This is a genomic window from Myxococcus sp. AB056 (assembly GCF_006547365.1).
Lineage (GTDB): Bacteria > Myxococcota > Myxococcia > Myxococcales > Myxococcaceae > Myxococcus > Myxococcus virescens.
Window position 1 is genome coordinate 1 of record NZ_VHLB01000153.1, and the last position, 13,805, is coordinate 13,805.

The 13,805-nt window shown below is 68.0% G+C and carries 11 protein-coding genes and 1 pseudogene; 6 read left to right on the plus strand and 6 right to left on the minus strand.

Features of this window, described 5'->3' with window-relative positions:
• From FMP39_RS35830 to FMP39_RS35855, 6 genes and pseudogenes are all read right to left on the minus strand, one after another.
• Positions 1-525 (minus strand): annotated as a pseudogene (locus FMP39_RS35830) (CPBP family intramembrane glutamate endopeptidase); the annotation flags it as partial.
• Positions 526-623: 98 nt separating this feature from the next.
• On the minus strand, positions 624-3,179 hold the full coding sequence (locus tag FMP39_RS35835) for a 1-acyl-sn-glycerol-3-phosphate acyltransferase (protein WP_141594452.1): 2,556 nt from the start codon (positions 3,177-3,179) through the stop codon (positions 624-626).
• Positions 3,180-3,191: 12 nt separating this feature from the next.
• The gene (gene argS, locus FMP39_RS35840) at positions 3,192-4,913 is read right to left on the minus strand and encodes an arginine--tRNA ligase (protein WP_141594453.1); all 1,722 of its coding nucleotides are present in this window, start codon (positions 4,911-4,913) and stop codon (positions 3,192-3,194) included.
• A 75-nt stretch (positions 4,914-4,988) separates the two neighbouring features.
• Positions 4,989-6,686, minus strand: a complete 1,698-nt coding sequence (locus FMP39_RS35845; RefSeq protein ID WP_141594454.1) for a hybrid sensor histidine kinase/response regulator — start codon at positions 6,684-6,686, stop codon at positions 4,989-4,991.
• 101 nt (positions 6,687-6,787) lie between these two features.
• Positions 6,788-7,519 carry a HEAT repeat domain-containing protein gene (locus FMP39_RS35850; protein WP_141594455.1) on the minus strand — a complete coding sequence of 244 codons (732 nt, stop codon included), beginning with the start codon at positions 7,517-7,519 and terminating at the stop codon, positions 6,788-6,790.
• A gap of 91 nt (positions 7,520-7,610) precedes the next feature.
• A complete protein-coding gene (locus tag FMP39_RS35855) occupies positions 7,611-8,786 on the minus strand; it encodes a DnaJ C-terminal domain-containing protein (RefSeq protein ID WP_141594456.1) in 1,176 nt (391 codons plus the stop codon).
• Positions 8,787-8,898: 112 nt separating this feature from the next.
• Here FMP39_RS35855 and FMP39_RS35860 point away from each other — a divergent pair, with 112 nt between their 5' ends.
• From FMP39_RS35860 to FMP39_RS35885, 6 genes are all read left to right on the plus strand, one after another.
• The gene (locus FMP39_RS35860) at positions 8,899-9,597 is read left to right on the plus strand and encodes a hypothetical protein (RefSeq protein WP_228558620.1); all 699 of its coding nucleotides are present in this window, start codon (positions 8,899-8,901) and stop codon (positions 9,595-9,597) included.
• On the plus strand, positions 9,594-10,088 hold the full coding sequence (rimI, locus tag FMP39_RS35865) for a ribosomal protein S18-alanine N-acetyltransferase (RefSeq protein ID WP_141594458.1): 495 nt from the start codon (positions 9,594-9,596) through the stop codon (positions 10,086-10,088). Before FMP39_RS35860 ends, rimI begins: the two co-directional genes overlap by 4 nt.
• Positions 10,089-10,309: 221 nt before the next feature.
• Positions 10,310-10,681: a 30S ribosomal protein S12 gene (gene rpsL / locus FMP39_RS35870; RefSeq protein WP_002637381.1), complete on the plus strand. Its 372-nt coding sequence runs from the start codon at positions 10,310-10,312 to the stop codon at positions 10,679-10,681.
• A 150-nt stretch (positions 10,682-10,831) separates the two neighbouring features.
• On the plus strand, positions 10,832-11,302 hold the full coding sequence (rpsG, locus tag FMP39_RS35875) for a 30S ribosomal protein S7 (RefSeq protein ID WP_011553340.1): 471 nt from the start codon (positions 10,832-10,834) through the stop codon (positions 11,300-11,302).
• Positions 11,303-11,446: 144 nt separating this feature from the next.
• On the plus strand, positions 11,447-13,522 hold the full coding sequence (fusA, locus tag FMP39_RS35880; RefSeq protein WP_141594459.1) for an elongation factor G: 2,076 nt from the start codon (positions 11,447-11,449) through the stop codon (positions 13,520-13,522).
• Between the two features lie 144 nt (positions 13,523-13,666).
• Positions 13,667-13,805: GTP-binding protein (locus FMP39_RS35885; protein ID WP_228556459.1), on the plus strand; the 139-nt coding region annotated here is incomplete at its 3' end.

A 13,805-nucleotide genomic window follows, 5' to 3' on the forward strand; every position in this document is an offset into this window, starting at 1 on the left:
GGCGGGTGCCGGTGGGGTGAGGCCTCGCTGGAAGATGCCGCGGAAGAAGAACTCCTCGCAGAAGGGCGCGGCCACCGACACACCCGTGAGGATGATGGCCAGCTCCAGCGGCGTCTGATCCGCGAACAGCTTCGAGCTGTCGAACATCCGCGTCAGCCACTCCGGCGCCACCGACTGGGCCAGGAACTGGATGGGAACCACCAACGCGAAGAAGTTCGCCACGCCCAGGAGGAAGCCGAAGACGGTGGCCGCTCGCGGCGCTGGCAGCAGCCCCGTGTAGAGGACGGGGCGCCAGCCCGCGTTGCGCAGCATCACCCAGCCCAGGCCCAGGAACACGACCAGCTCGGTGAACCAGATGCCGAAGGCTGGGTTCGCGAGCTGGACGGTGCCGCCCACGAGGATGAACGCGCCGAGTGCAAACGCGGCGCTCACCACCGCGAGCCATTTGGGGCTCGTGCTGAAGCGGGTGCCAGAGGGCGGCCCTGGTGGAGGGGGCGCAACATCGCTGGGGGGGGCGTCTTCCAACGGGCTTTCTCCTATTCCTCTCGTGCTCGAACCTTGACGCCCTTCATCCTGGCTCAAGCAGCGCGGCGGCGGGCGCGGACGGGGCCAGGGAGGGCCGCTCAGCCGCGCTTCAGGTACCCACGGATGTCGTCCACGAGCTGTGTGCGGGCCTGCTGCTCGGTGGCGGCGGGGCCCAGCGTCAGCTTCTTGTCGGCCTCGATGAGCAGCTTCTGGTCCAGGAGGAACGCCACCGCGTTCTCCAGCGTCACCTTGGCCAGGGATTCGGAGGCGGTGATGCGGCCGGCGTGGTACTCCGCGCGGCCCGTTTCCAGAGCCATCTTCACGAAGGACTTCCGGTCCTCCGCGGCGCCGGTGGCCACGTCCTGGAGCGTCAGGGCCGCCAGCAGGTAGGCCTCCAGGTAGTCGCGCAGCATGTCGGCCAGGAACTCCAGGTCCGGACGCGCGTGGGCCTCGGGGGCCACGCGGAGCGTCTCGTTCTCCTCGAGCACCAGACCCATGCGCTCCAGCCGCTCCACCGTCTCCGCGAAGATGGAGTCGAACGTGGTGCCCACCCGGTAGATGAACTCCACCTTGAAGAGGCGGGACAGGAACAGCGCGCGCTCCTTCACGGTGTCGTAGGGCGCGGGGCTGCCGCTGGCCAGCATGGCGTTGGCCACGAGGCTCCGGGAGGCCACTAGGTTCATCAGCGTGTTCTTGTAGAAGGATAGCTCCGGGCGGCGTGCCTCCTCCACCTGGTAGATGACCTCGCCACGCGCTTCCTGGGTGCGCACCATCTCGTCGGAGATGAACGTGCGCATGGCGTCCTGGATGGGGCCCATCGTCTCCGGGTTGCTGGGGGCGTTGCGCATCTCCACCGACTGCGGCGAGCCCTCCTCCACGGCGATGCGGCGCAGGATGTTGATGCGGTCCGCCATCTCCCGCTGCGTCAGGCCGCGGCGCCGGTGCGAGAGCAGGGCGGTGCTGACCAGCGCGTGCGGCGTCACCGTGGACACCTTGCTGATGCCGTACATCACCCGGTTGCCCAGCGCGCGGACGAGCCCCTTCTTCTGCTCGTCCGACACCGGTTCGTCCGGATTGATGCCACGCGCCTGCATGAACGCGCGCAGGGAGATGGGCTCATCGAAGCCCAGGTGGATGCGGCCGTAGCGCGCCGCCAGCACCTTGGGCGTGCTCAAGAGCGCCTTGAGGTCCTCGGGCTTCTTCTCTCCGCCAGCCAGCTCCTTCGAGTAGCTGCTGGACTCGACGACCTTCTCGTAGTCGATGGCCACCGGCACGAAGATGAGGTCATCGCGCGCGCCCTCCAGCACGGACTCCACCTGCCAGGTGAACATGCCCAGCTTGGGCAACAGCAGCTTGCCCGTGCGCGAACGGCCGCCTTCCGGGAAGAACTCCTGGTGGATGCCGTCGTGCACCAGCTTGCGCACGTAGGCCTTGAAGGACGCGGCGTAGACCTTGTCGCCCTTGAAGGAGCGCCGGAGGAAGAACGCGCCACAGCGGCGGAAGAACGTGCCCAGGGGCCAGAAGGAGAGGTTGGCGCCCGCGGCCACCAGGGGCACCGCGTAGCCCCGGTTCCACAGCACCCAGCTCATCACCAGGTAGTCGACGTGGCTCTTGTGGCTGGGGCACAGGACGATGGGCGCGTGGCTCGCGGCCTTGAGCGCGCGGTGGAGGCCGGCCTCGTCCACGTGCATGCCGTCGTAGATGCGGTTGAACACCCACTCCAGCACGGGGGAGGTGAACGCCAGCGCGGTGGGGCTGGGCTTGGCGGCGATGGCCTCCAGGTTGCGGCGAGCCTCGCGCAGGACACTCTCCGGCTTGCGCCCGGATTCCGCCGCGCACTCCTCCACCACCTTGCGCAGGGACCTGTCGCGCAGCGTCTCCTCGATGACGCGCGATGCGGGCTTCACCGGCGGACCGAACACGGCCCGCGTTTCGCGCGCGAGGTGGACGTGGAGACTGCTACGCGCCTTGCGGGCGAGCAGTTCGTCCGAGTCGCGAGGGTTCTCCGCGACGAAGCGCTGCAGATCGATGGGCTCGCCCACGCGGAACTGCGCGCGCTTGTAGTTGCGGAAGAAGGCCAGCATCGAGTGCAGGAATCCCGGCGCCTCGGGGCTGCCGAACACCACGTCCACCCAGTTGGGCTTCAAGCGCGCGGGGCGCTTCTCCCAGACGAACAATTCCGGCACCAGGTACACGGGCTTGTCGGACTGGCGGGCCATGGCCACCAGGGCGGGGAAGGGGTCCTCGCGCGTCTCCTTCCCGGAGGGACGGAGCAGGGCGGTGCGGCGCAGGAAGACCAGGCCGCTGCCCCCCGTCTGCCGGGCGTGCTCGAAGCGCTGCGTGAAGTCACCGCTCTGTTTCGCCTGTCGCCAGGGTCTGGTGAACCATGGCCGCAGGTTCACCACGGCGCGCACGGGCGGCAGCGCCCGGCGCACCATGGCCCACGTCAGGTAGAGGAAGTTCACCCAGGCGGTGGTGCGCATGACGTGCACCACGAAGCCCTTGGCGTGCAGGTTCCGGAGCTCTGTTTCCGCTTCCGGCGGGAAGTGCACGCTCTCCAGGTAGCGCGTTCCCAGCGCCCGGCCCATGGGGCCGAATTCGTCCTTCAGTGAGGACGCTCCCTGATTCGCAGACGGTGACAGCGCGGTCTCCAAGAATGCTCCCGGCTACATGTTGTCGGGCGTGGGAATGCCCAGCAGCGTCAGTCCCGCGGCCAGAGTAACCCGGGCGGCGTCGATGAGGGCGAGTCGCGCGGAACGCAGCGCGTCATTGCCTTCGACGTTGATGCGCTTGTCGCGCTCCTGGTTGCCCAGCGTGTAGTAGCGGCTGAGCGCCGACGCCACGTCGAGCAGCAGTCTCGCCACGAGGCTGGGCTCATACTGCTCCGCCGCGTCGCGGACCACCTCGGGCAGGCGCATGATTTCGCGCAGCAGGGCCTGCTCCTCGGGAAGCGTCAGCAGGGCCGCGTCGTAGCTGGCCGGCGCGCCACCGCCCTTGCGCAGCACGTTGACGGCGCGCGCGTGGGCATACTGGAGATAGGGGCCGGTGTGGCCCTCGAAGCTGAGCACCTCGTCCCAGTCGAAGGTGTAGTCGCTGGCGCGCTTGTGCTTGAGGTCGCCGAAGGCAATGGCGCCCAGGGCGATCTGCTCGGAGAGGGCGTCCGCGTCATCCGTCTGGATGCGGCCGGCCTCCACGTTCTCCCGCACCTTGACGGAGACGCGGTCGCGCGCCTCGTCCAGCACGTCGTTGAGCTGAACCACCTGGCCCTTGCGCGTGCTCATGCCGTGGATGCGGCCGAACGCGACGTGGACGGCGCGGTCCGCCCAGGGCAGGTCCATCTCCTTCAGCGTGCGGAACACCTGCCGGAAGTGCAGCGCCTGGTCCTGCGCGACGACGTAGAGCGACTTGTCGAATTGGAAGCGCTCGTACCGGTCTTGCGCGGCGGCCAGGTCACGCGTGGCGTACAGCGTGCTTCCGTCGTTCTTCTTCAGCAGGATGGGCGGCTCGTTCTCCGCGTAGGGCAGGTCGACGATGAGCGCGCCCTGCGACTCCTTCACGCCGGGCTTCTTCGCAATCTGGTCGACGACCGCGTCCATCTTCCCCTGGTAGCGGCTCTCTCCCTCGATGTGCTCGAACTCGATGCCCATCCGCGCGTAGATCTTCTTGAAGCCCTTGATGCTGGTGTCCCGGAACTGGTTCCAGAGCTTGAGGGCTTCGGCGTCACCGGCCTCCATGCGGCGGAAGAAGGCGCGGGCCTTCTCGTCGAACTCGGGCTCGGCCTCGGCGCGCTTGTTGGCCTTGACGTACACCTCCACCAGGTGGCCCATGTCGTCGATGCGGGCCGGGTCGCCGTACTCCTGGAAGCCCACGGCCACCAGGCCGAACTGTTTGCCCCAGTCGCCCAGGTAGTTGATGCCCTCCACCCGCCAGCCCAGCGCCCGGTAGATGTTGGCGATGCAGTGGCCGAGGAACGTCGTGCGGATGTGGTGGAAGCCAATGGGCTTGGCGATGTTCGGCGACGAGTAGTCGATGGCCACCGTCTTGCCGCGGCCCGCGTCCTCGTCACCGCCGTAGCGGAGGCCCGCGCCTCGCGCGGCGTCGATGACCTCCGCCGTGAAGGGCAGGATGGGGAAGCGCGCGTTGACGTACGGACCCACGGCCTTGATTTCCAGCCCGGGGACGCTGAGCGACTGCGCCAGCCCGGCGGCGATGGCGGGGGGGGCCTTCTTCTGGGCCTTGGCGAGAGGGAAGGTGGCGAAGCTGAGGTCGCCGTGCGCCGGCTCGGCGGGCTTGACCTGGGCTTCGATGTCGGCGGCCGGTACGCCCAGGGCAGTGGCAAGAGCCTGGGCGAAGGCGGCGCGGTAACGGGAGTAGACGGATGTGCTCATGGGACCGCGGGGATACTAGACAAACCGAGGTGGCTTCCGGCCACCTCTTGTTCGCGCCCGCGGCGAATCCCCCAATCAAGGCACGGCGGGGGCTCGCCGGCTGGGCCGGACCACCGCGGAGACGGTGTCCAGCAGCTTGGGCAGGTTGAGGGGCTTTTCGAAGAAGCCGTCGATGCGCTCCAGCCCCTGGCCCGAGGTGAGTGACGCCACCTCGGTGGCTCCGGAGATGATGTACACGACGATGTCCGCCAGCGACTCGTTGCCACGGATGTAGCGGAGCACCGACTGCCCGTCCTCCTCGCTCAGCCGCAGGTCGAGCAGGACCATGGCTGGCCGGATGTGGGAGAGAATGGACCGTGCCTCGGATGCGCCCGAGGTGGCCATCACCCGGTAGCCCTCCTGCTCCAGCACCTGCTGCAGCACCTCGCGGCAGTCGGCGTCGTCCTCCACCAGCAGGATGCCGCCGCTCTTGGGCGCCGCCTGGGTCATCTCCGGCGCGCTGACGGCGCCGGCGAACATGGGGAGCACCATCTGGAACGTGCTGCCCTCGCCCAGGACGCTGCTGCTCTCCATGCGTCCGCCGTGGAGGGCGACAATCTTCCCCACCAGGGGCAACCCGAGCCCCGCACCGGGCGGCCGGGGCATGCCCGGGGTGGCGCGGTAGAAGGCGTCGAAGACGTGCTCCAGGGCCTCGCTGGACATGCCCGGACCGCTGTCCTTCACGGTCAGCATCGCCAGGCCGTCCTCGGCGGAGACGCGCACCTCGACGGTGTCGTCCGCCTCGCTGTGGTGGATGCCGTTCTCCACGAGGTTGTGGATGGCCTCGGCGATGCGCTCTCGGTCGCCGCGGACAAACACCTCGGGGCAGGGGGGAATCACCACGCGCACCTTGCAGTGCTCCGCGAGCGCCCCCAGTGAGCGCACCACTTCCTCCGCCACGGCCTTGAGGCCGAAGGGACGCTGATTGAGCTGCATCTTCCCGGACTGGAGCCGGGACATGAGCAGCAAATCGTTCACCATGCGCAGCATCCGGTCCGAGTTCCGGTCGCAGATCTGCACCGCGCGGCGCTGGGCATCCGTGAGGGGCCCCAGCTTCTCGCGGCCCATCATCGCCAGGTAGGACTTGATGGTGGTGAGCGGGTTCTTCAGGTCGTGCGAGACGTTGCCCAGCAGCTCCTCGCGGTTCTGCTCCAGGCTCTTGAGGCCAGCGATGGCCGTCTGCAGGTCCTTGTTGCGGCGGGCGCTGTCGTCACGCAGGCGCGCCACCTCGTAGGCGGCGGTGAGCTGCGCGGCCAGTGACTGCAGCAGCGTGTCGGACGGCTCGCGCCGGGAGCCCAGCACCACCAGGACGCCACCCACGCCCTGCGGGCCCTCGAGTGGCACGGCGACCGTGTCCCCATCACGCAGCAGCGCCTTCTGGGAGAAGGCCCGGCCCACCACGCCCTCACCGGGGACGGCGGCGGTGACGCGGTCGTCGTAGCGGCCTCGCACGTGCTCGACGTGGAGCTGCTCCCGAGATGGGAAGTAGCGCGCCACGTAGCAGACCTTCGGTTTGAGGAGCGTGTGGATGGTCTGCAGGTGGGAGCGGAGCGCTTCGGTGGGCCCCGCGTTGTCCGTCAGGTGCCGAGACATCTCCAGCAGGGCGCGGTGAGCCACATCCGCATCCACCGAGGGGAGCGGCTTCGCGGGCCGCTTCGGAGTCTTCTTGGCCGCCTTCGCAACCGGACGCAGCGGTACGACTTCCGCCAGCGTCCCCTTCTTCTTTGAGCGCACGGAGTGAATCCTTGCTCAAGTTCCGCGCGCATGTGAACGGCCTCTGCCTCCCGAGGCCTTCCGGAGGACAGTGGCCGTGTCGGCTGGCCGACAGCCGGGGCTCAGGCCCGGCGCTGGATGCGCTGGTCGTTGCCCAGGGCGTAGGGCTCCACCAGCAGCGGCTGCACCTTCTCCTGGTAGCCCTCCACGGAGAAGCCGCCTTCCGCCAGGGCGCTGAGTACGGACGTCTGCACCCGGCGAGCCGTCTCATCGGCGGTGAGCAGCTTCAGCATGGGCTCGCGCGCCGGCTCGTACTTGAAGATACCCAGCGCCTTGAGCGCGGCGATCTTCACGTCGTCCGACATGTCCTCCAGGAAGGGCACCACCGCGGGGGGGATGCGGGGGTCCTGGCTGCCGGCCACGTGGTGCAGCAGCACCACCTTCTTCTCCGGGTTGCGCGTGTAGTGGGCGGACAGGTGCTGGAGCGTGTTCACGCAGGCGGTGATGGTCTCCTCCTCGGAGGTCAGCTCACCGAGCAGCCGCAGGGCCCACGAGGCGGCCTGCTCGCTGGTGCGCAGGAACTCCAGGATGGGCGGCACGGCCACGTCCTTGCCGAAGCTCTTCACCAGCTCGAACGTGTGTTCCTTCTCATCCGCGTCCGTGGTGAGCGGGTCCACGGTGAGGGTGAAGCGGCTGAGCAGCACGGACACGGCCTCGGGGACCTTCATCTCCCCCAGCTGCTGGATGGCCTTCTGCCGGGTCGCGGGGTCGCCGTACTTCTGGGTGACCTTGGGCTTGAGCTTGAGGGCTTTCTCGGGGCCCGAGCCGCCCGTGAAGATGTCTAAGAGGCCCATGTGCGCGTGTGCTCCATATGGTTCGGCGGCGTGAGAAGGTGGGGCGCAGTCCGTCTATGACGGTGCGACGCCCAGGACAAGAGGCAAGAGGCTAGAGCGTCAGCTCGCGGCGGACGTCGCCCTGGTAGGCCCGGGCGAGCGCCTCGGCGGCGGCCCGAGCCTCGGCGGTTGTTTCCTCGGGAACCTTCACCTGAAGGTGGAGGTACAGGTCGCCCTGCGCTCCGCCCTTGAGCGAGGGAACGCCGCGCCCCTTCAGCCGCATGCGGCGGCCGGATTGGGAGTGGGGGAGCACCTTCACGGTGACTTCCCCCTGGAACGTGGGGACGCGCACGTCGGCGCCCAGCAGGGCCTCGGAGACCGTCACGGGCAGATCGAGGTGCAGGTCGTCGCCTTCGCGACGCACGAGGGGATGTTCGGCCACCTCGGTCTCGATATAGAGGTCGCCTGGGGGGCCGCCTCGCGTCCCCGCCGCGCCCTGGCCGGAGAGCCGCACCTTCGAGCCGGTGTGCACGCCCGCGGGAATCTTCACCGTCAGCCGGGCCAGCTCCTCCTTCACACCCGAGCCCCCGCATTGGGGGCAGGGCGGCGCGGCCTTGCCCGTGCCGTGGCAGTTGGGGCACGCGCCCGCGCCACCGAACAGGCTCCCGGAACGCCGGGAGCGGCCCGTACCGTTGCAAACGTTGCAGGTGGACACCGGTCCTGATGTGCCCCGGCCACTGCACGTGGAGCACCGGCCCGGACGGTTGAAGGCCAGGGGGCGCTCGGTACCGGAGACGGCTTCGGCCAGGGTGAGCTGGACGCGGACCGTCAGGTCCTCTCCACGCTCAGGCCCCGCGTTGCGAGCCCGACGCCCGAACATCTCGCCAATGTCGAAGCCCCCGGGGGCGCCGCCGGCCGCGCCACCGCCACGGCCTCCGAACAGGTCTCCGAACAGGTCGCCCAGGTCGAAGCCCTCGGCGCCATAGGGAATGCCCCCGGCACCGGCGCTCCCGGCCGAGGCTTTGTAGGCCCGATAGGCCTCCGCCTTCTTTTCGTCGAAGCCAATCTTCTCGGCGTCCGGACCGAACTCGTCGTAGAGCTTGCGCTTCCGGGTGTCTGAAAGCACCTCGAACGCCGCGCTCACCTGCTTGAACTTCTCCTCGGCGGCCTTGTTGCCCGGATTGACGTCCGGGTGGTACTTGCGCGCCAGCTTGCGGTACGCCTTCTTGACGTCCTCCGCTGAAGCCGACCGTTCGACGCCGAGGGTCTGGTAGTAGTCGTCCGCCATTTGTTCCCGCCGTGGTGTACCCGATTCAACGTAACCAGCCGGTAGGCACGCGCCAGCAAGGACTGTCCGGACCGTGCGAGATGTATAAAGTCGCCGGAGGATGAGGGAGCCCATGTCACCGCCTCGCTGGCTCGGCGCGGATACCCTGTGGCTTGCGGGCTGGCTCTCGCTGGCGCCAGCCGTGGGGACTGCGGCCACCCCGCCGGCCACCGTGGAGGGCCGGGTCGCGGACCGGGTGGTGGCCATCATCGAGGGCCAGGTGCTCACCCTGAGCGAGCTGCGCTTCGAGGCCCGGGTCGCGCTCCTTCAGCGAGGCGGCGTGCAGGCCCTGGAGCTCCCGCTCGACGAGGACACGCTCCGGGGGGCCCTGGAGCTCATCATCAACCAGCGGGTCCAGGTCCTGAATGCGGACCGGCTGCAGGCCTTTCCTGCCGAGCCGGCGGAGGTCCAGGCGCGGGTGGACGCATTCCAGGCGGTGCTGGGAGGGGAGGCGGCGTTGAAGCGGTTCCTGTCCCGCCATGACGTGGACGTGCAGGGGCTGGAGCGGGTGCTGGCGCGGGGGCTTCGGGCCGAGCGCATCCTGGACAGCCGCATCCGGCTGCGGGCGCAGGTGGGTGAGACCGAGGTCCGCCGCCACTTCGAGCAGAACGCGGACGAATATCCGCAAGGCTACGAGGCGGCGCGCGCCTCCATCCGGGAGAAGCTGGTTCGTGAGCGGTATGGGGCGCTGGCGGCGGAAGAGCTGGCGCAGGTGCGGGCCTCGGCGCAGGTGCGCCGCGTGGCGCCCTTTGCCCGGGAGGCAAGTCGATGAGGCGGATGCGCGAGGAGCCGGCGCCCGAGGCCCGGCACGGCTACATCATCCGGCAGATGATGGCGGAGGACCTGCCCGCGGTCATGCTGCTGGAGCAGGCCTCGTTCAAGAACCCCTGGTCCCAGGACCTGCTCAAGCGCGAGCTTCAGCACGAATGGTCCACCATCCTCCTCGTGGAGGAGGAGCGGGAGGCGGACGGGCCGGAGCTGCTGGGCCTGGCCATCTTCTGGATCGTCCATGACGAGGTGCACGTGCTGAACGTGGCCACCGCGCCCAAGCACCGGCGCCGGGGCGTGGCGCGCGCCGTCATGGACGAGGTCCTGGCGCGGGGGAGGGCCAAGCGCTGCACCCTGGCCACCCTGGAGGTGCGCAAGAGCAACGAGGCCGCGCTCCAGCTCTACCGGGCCTTCGGCTTCCGCCCCGTCGGCATCCGGCCGAACTACTACGTCGACGAGGGCGAGGACGCCGTCGTGATGGTCCTCGACTTCTAACCGCACGCGGAGTAGAGGACCGCCCCGTTGTAGACCAGCCGTGCGCGGAAGCGCCGAGGCGGGGAATGAGACCTGGGGCCCTGGCCGGTTGTAGGCAAGGGACAGGCCGTGCTTGACACGGATAGGCCCCTTCCTATACTCGCGCGCCTTTCCGTTGTCTTGTAGGTAGATATGCGCCGCCTGGTGTCTCTGGCGGCGACGAACCCGAAGAAGAGGTATCAGTGCCGACCATTAGCCAGCTGGTCCGCAAGGGCCGCGAGAAGCTCGTCGTCAAGGGCAAGAGCCCCGCGCTCAAGGAGTCCCCTCAGAAGCGTGGCGTTTGCACGCGCGTGTACACCACGACCCCGAAGAAGCCGAACTCGGCCCTCCGCAAGGTGGCCCGTGTTCGTCTGACGAACGGGATCGAGGTCACGTCCTACATCCCCGGCGTGGGTCACAACCTCCAGGAGCACTCGGTGGTGATGATTCGCGGTGGCCGTGTGAAGGACCTCCCGGGCGTCCGCTACCACATCGTCCGTGGAACGCTGGACTCCGTGGGTGTCGCGGGTCGCAAGCAGAGCCGCTCCAAGTACGGCGCGAAGCGTCCGAGCTGATCGCTCGTCACGCGGATCACCTTCTGTAGCGCAGAGTCCGGACGCATCGCCCCGCACCCTGGGGAGCGTCCTTGTGAAGTTCCTCCTGCAGTACTTGAAGCCCCGTGGATTTCTCCCAATGGGAGTGGGGCGTAAGGGAAGAGAGAAGAGATGCCTCGCCGTCGCGTAGTCGCCAAGCGCAAGATTCTTCCGGATCCGAAGTTCCAGGACCGGCTCGTCACCAAGTTCGTCAACGACCTGATGCGGAAGGGCAAGAAGTCCATCGCGGAAGGCGTTTGCTACGGTGCCTTCGCTCTCATTGAGGAGCGCGCGAAGGAAGATCCCCTCAAGACCTTCAAGAAGGCCCTCGACAACGTCAAGCCGGTGCTCGAGGTCAAGAGCCGCCGCGTCGGTGGCGCCACCTACCAGGTGCCTGTCGAGGTCCGTCAGGACCGCCGCGTGGCGCTCGGCATGCGTTGGATCATCACCTACTCCAAGGCGCGTGGTGAGAAGACCATGCAGGAGAAGCTGGCCGGTGAGATCATGGACGCCGCCAACAACCGCGGCAACGCGGTGAAGAAGCGTGAAGACACGCACAAGATGGCGGAGGCCAACAAGGCCTTCGCTCACTACCGCTGGTAGGCCCTAGAGGCTTCGCGGTTACCGCCCGGGTGCAGAGGATGCATCCGGGCGGTTTTGTTAGATGTAGCAGGTTCTCTGAATCCGTCCGGCCGGCAGGTGTCGAGGCCTCGGGCCCGCCCTTCCTCCCTGGAGAGGTATTGAGTCATGGCCCGTGAGTACCCCCTCGATCGCTACCGCAACATCGGCATCATGGCGCACATCGATGCCGGCAAGACGACGACCACGGAGCGCATTCTCTTCTACACCGGCGCCATCCACCGGATGGGCGAGGTGCACGAAGGCAACACCACCACCGACTGGATGGTCCAGGAGCGTGAGCGCGGCATCACGATCACGTCCGCCGCCATCTCCGCCTTCTGGGCCCGCCACGACCAGCGCTACCGCGTCAACATCATCGACACGCCGGGACACGTGGACTTCACCATCGAGGTGGAGCGCAGCCTGCGCGTGCTGGACGGCGCCATCGCGGTGTTCGACGCGGTGAACGGCGTGGAGCCGCAGTCGGAGACGGTGTGGCGCCAGGCGGACAAGTACAAGGTCCCCCGCATCTGCTTCATCAACAAGATGGATCGGGTGGGCGCCGACTTCGAGATGTCCGTGGGCACCATCCGCGAGAAGCTGGGCGCGCGTGCGGTCCGCATGCAGCTGCCGCTGGGCGCGGAGGACAAGCACCGCGGCGTCATCGACCTGCTGAAGATGAAGGCCCTGGTGTTCCAGGACTCAGAGCAGGGCAGCCGCTACGAAGAGTCGGACATCCCCGAGGAGTTCAAGGCGGCGGCGGACGCTGCCCGCGCCGAGCTGCTGGAGGCCGCGGCGGAGCAGGATGACGCGCTCACGGAGAAGTTCCTCGAGGGCGTGGAGCTGACCGAGGACGAAGTGCGTGGCGCCATCCGCAAGGGCTGCCTGGGCCTGAAGTTGTTCCCGGTGTTCTGCGGTTCGGCCTTCCGCCACAAGGGCGTGCAGCCGCTGCTGGACGCGGTGGTGGACTACCTGCCCAGCCCGCTGGAGGTGCCGCCCATCCACGGCAAGACGCCCAACGGCGAGGACGTCGTGCGAGAGACGCGGGACGACGCGCCCTTCAGTGCGCTGGCGTTCAAGATCATGAACGACCCCGCGTTCCAGTCCCAGACGCTGACCTTTCTCCGCGTGTACTCCGGCAAGCTGGAGGCAGGCTCTGCGGTGTGGAACTCGGTGAAGGGCAAGCGCGAGCGCATCAGCCGGCTCGTGCAGATGCGCGCGGACAAGAAGGACGAAATCACCGAGTGCTATGCCGGTGATATCTGCGCCGTGGTGGGGCTGAAGCTGGCAGGCACGGGCGACACGCTCTGCGACGACAAGCAGCCCGTCATCCTGGAGCGGATGGATTTCCCCGAGCCGGTCATCGACATCGCCATCGAGCCGAAGTCGACGGCGGACCAGGACAAGATCCTCCAGTCGCTGCAGCGCCTGGCCATGGAGGACCCGTCCTTCCGTGTGAAGACGAACGAGGAGACGGGGCAGACGCTCATCGCGGGCATGGGCGAACTCCACCTGGAAATCATCGTCGACCGCCTCCTGCGTGAGTTCAAGGTCGACGCGAACATCGGCAAGCCCCAGGTGGCCTACCGCGAGACCGTCACCACGCAGGTGGAGATGGAAGGGAAGTACATCCGCCAGACGGGTGGCCGAGGCCAGTACGGCCACATCTGGCTGCGCGTGGCCCCCAATGAGCCGGGGAAGGGATTCTCCTTCGAGAACAAGGTCACCGGCGGCGTGGTCTCCAAGGAGTTCGTCGACGCGGTGAAGGCCGGGTGCGCCGAGGCCATGCAGAACGGCCCGGTGGCCGGCTACCCCATGGTGGACGTGAAGGTGGAGGCCTTCGACGGCTCCATGCACGACGTGGACTCCAGCGAGATTGCGTTCAAGATCGCCGGCTCGCTGGCCTTCAAGGACGCCGTGCGCACGGCCACGCCCGTGCTCCTCGAGCCCATCATGAACTGCGAAATCGTCACGCCCGATGACTTCATGGGCGACGTCATCGGCGACCTGAACGGGCGGCGCGGGAAGGTGCAGGGGATGACCCCCCGGCCCGGCCGTGTGCAGGCCATCCAGGCGCAGGTGCCCCTGGCGGCCATGTTCGGCTACTCGACCGACCTGCGCAGCCGCAGCCAGGGAAGGGCGACCTACACCATGCAGTTCAGTCACTACGCGCCCGCGCCCAAGACGGCGCTCAACCGCTGAGTGGCTTCGGCCCGGCCGTGGACCGGTCGGGCGATTTCAGTTGACGTTGTGGCAGGTTTGGAGCAGGACGCAGCACCTTCGCAGTTGTTTTCCGCGAGTCGAGACGTGCCGGGCTTTGGACCGGCAACCCCGTGAGGAGAGGCCATGGCCAAGGAAAAGTTCGAGCGTAACAAGCCCCACGTGAACATCGGCACGATCGGACACGTGGACCACGGCAAGACGTCGCTGACGGCCGCCATCACCAAGGTGCTGGCGAAGACGGGCGGCGCCACGTTCCTGGCGT

Bases quoted from the DNA above. Each gene is read 5' to 3' on its own strand.
- rimI (WP_141594458.1), top strand. From the start codon at position 9,594: ATGAGGCGGATGCGCGAGGAGCCGGCGCCCGAGGCCCGGCACGGCTAC.
- rpsG (WP_011553340.1), top strand. From the start codon at position 10,832: ATGCCTCGCCGTCGCGTAGTCGCCAAGCGCAAGATTCTTCCGGATCCG.
- FMP39_RS35855 (WP_141594456.1), bottom strand. From the start codon at position 8,786: ATGGCGGACGACTACTACCAGACCCTCGGCGTCGAACGGTCGGCTTCA.
- fusA (WP_141594459.1), top strand. From the start codon at position 11,447: ATGGCCCGTGAGTACCCCCTCGATCGCTACCGCAACATCGGCATCATG.
- FMP39_RS35850 (WP_141594455.1), bottom strand. From the start codon at position 7,519: ATGGGCCTCTTAGACATCTTCACGGGCGGCTCGGGCCCCGAGAAAGCC.
- FMP39_RS35860 (WP_228558620.1), top strand. From the start codon at position 8,899: ATGTCACCGCCTCGCTGGCTCGGCGCGGATACCCTGTGGCTTGCGGGC.
- argS (WP_141594453.1), bottom strand. From the start codon at position 4,913: ATGAGCACATCCGTCTACTCCCGTTACCGCGCCGCCTTCGCCCAGGCT.